Consider the following 2366-nt stretch of genomic DNA (forward strand, 5'->3'; position numbering starts at 1 on the left):
CAAAACCACTTTGGCGTTGTATGGTTAAGCCTCACGGGTAATTAGTACGAGTTAGCTTAATGGCTCACACCACTTCCACATCTCGCCTATCAACGTTGTAGTCTTCAACGGCCCTTTAGTGGAGTTAAACTCCAAGTGAGAACTCATCTCGAGGCTCGCTTCCCGCTTAGATGCTTTCAGCGGTTATCGATTCCGAACGTAGCTACCGGGCAATGCCATTGGCATGACAACCCGAACACCAGCGGTTCGTCCACTCCGGTCCTCTCGTACTAGGAGCAGCCCCTCTCAATTCTCAAACGCCCACGGCAGATAGGGACCGAACTGTCTCACGACGTTCTAAACCCAGCTCGCGTACCACTTTAAATGGCGAACAGCCATACCCTTGGGACCGACTTCAGCCCCAGGATGTGATGAGCCGACATCGAGGTGCCAAACACCGCCGTCGATATGAACTCTTGGGCGGTATCAGCCTGTTATCCCCGGAGTACCTTTTATCCGTTGAGCGATGGCCCTTCCATTCAGAACCACCGGATCACTATGACCTACTTTCGTACCTGCTCGACGTGTCTGTCTCGCAGTTAAGCTGGCTTCTACCATTACACTAACCGTACGATGTCCGACCGTACTTAGCCAACCTTCGTGCTCCTCCGTTACTCTTTGGGAGGAGACCGCCCCAGTCAAACTACCCACCAGGCACTGTCCTCAATCCCGATTAGGGACCTAAGTTAGAACATCAACACTACAAGGGTGGTATTTCAAGGTCGGCTCCACAATCACTAGCGTGACTGCTTCAAAGCCTCCCACCTATCCTACACATGTAGGGTCAATGTTCAGTGCCAAGCTGTAGTAAAGGTTCACGGGGTCTTTCCGTCTAGCCGCGGGTACACAGCATCTTCACTGCGATTTCAATTTCACTGAGTCTCGGGTGGAGACAGCGTGGCCATGGTTACACCATTCGTGCAGGTCGGAACTTACCCGACAAGGAATTTCGCTACCTTAGGACCGTTATAGTTACGGCCGCCGTTTACCGGGGCTTCGATCAAGAGCTTCGCCTAAGCTAACCCCATCAATTAACCTTCCGGCACCGGGCAGGTGTCACACCGTATACGTCATCTTACGATTTTGCACAGTGCTGTGTTTTTAATAAACAGTCCCAGCCACCTGGTCACTGCGGCTCTCGCCTGCTTACGACGCGAAGTCTTCACAAGTAAGAGCGTACCTTCTCCCGAAGTTACGGTACAATTTTGCCTAGTTCCTTCACCCGAGTTCTCTCAAGCGCCTTAGTATTCTCTACCTGACCACCTGTGTCGGTTTAGGGTACGATTCGATATAAACTGAAGCTTAGAGGCTTTTCCTGGAAGTAGGGCATCAACAACTTCACCACCGTAGTGGCTCGTCTCGACTCTCAGCCTTAGCGACCCGGATTTTCCTAAGTCACCAGCCTACAGCCTTTCACATGGACAACCAACGCCATGCTTGCCTAGCCTGCTCCGTCCCCCCATCGCATTTATACCAAGTACGGGAATATTAACCCGTTTCCCATCGACTACGCTCTTCAGCCTCGCCTTAGGGGTCGACTCACCCTACCCTGATTAACATGGGATAGGAACCCTTGGTCTTCCGGCGTGCGGGTTTTTCACCCGCATTATCGTTACTCATGTCAGCATTCGCACTTCTGATATGTCCAGCATGCCTCCCGGCACACCTTCAGCCACTTACAGAACGCTCCCCTACCCCGCGAACATAAGTTCGCAGCCGTAGCTTCGGTGGTATGTTTAGCCCCGTTACATCTTCCGCGCAGGCCGACTCGACTAGTGAGCTATTACGCTTTCTTTAAAGGATGGCTGCTTCTAAGCCAACCTCCTAGCTGTTTTAGCCTTCCCACATCGTTTCCCACTTAACATACACTTTGGGACCTTAGCTGACGGTCTGGGTTGTTTCCCTCTCCACGATGGACGTTAGCACCCACCGTGTGTCTCCCGGATAGTACTTTACGGTATTCGGAGTTTGCAAAGGGTTGGTAAGTCGGGATGACCCCCTAGCCTTAACAGTGCTCTACCCCCGTAAGTATTCGTCCGAGGCTCTACCTAAATAGATTTCGGGGAGAACCAGCTATCTCCCGGTTTGATTAGCCTTTCACTCCTAGCCACAGGTCATCCCCTAACTTTTCAACGTTAGTGGGTTCGGTCCTCCAGTCAGTGTTACCTGACCTTCAACCTGCCCATGGCTAGATCACCGGGTTTCGGGTCTATACCCTGCAACTTAAGCGCCCAGTTAAGACTCGCTTTCGCTACGGCTCCCCTAAATGGTTAACCTCGCTACAGAATATAAGTCGCTGACCCATTATACAAAAGGTACGCAGTCAC

1 rRNA gene is annotated in these 2366 nt (G+C 51.8%); it reads right to left on the reverse strand.

From position 1 onward, the window contains the following. Positions 1-20 precede the first annotated feature (20 nt). Positions 21-2366, reverse strand: a 23S ribosomal RNA gene (locus TW77_RS22730); the annotation flags it as partial.

It is taken from the genome of Pseudoalteromonas rubra, from assembly GCF_000967655.1.
Taxonomy (GTDB): Bacteria; Pseudomonadota; Gammaproteobacteria; order Enterobacterales; family Alteromonadaceae; genus Pseudoalteromonas; species Pseudoalteromonas rubra_A.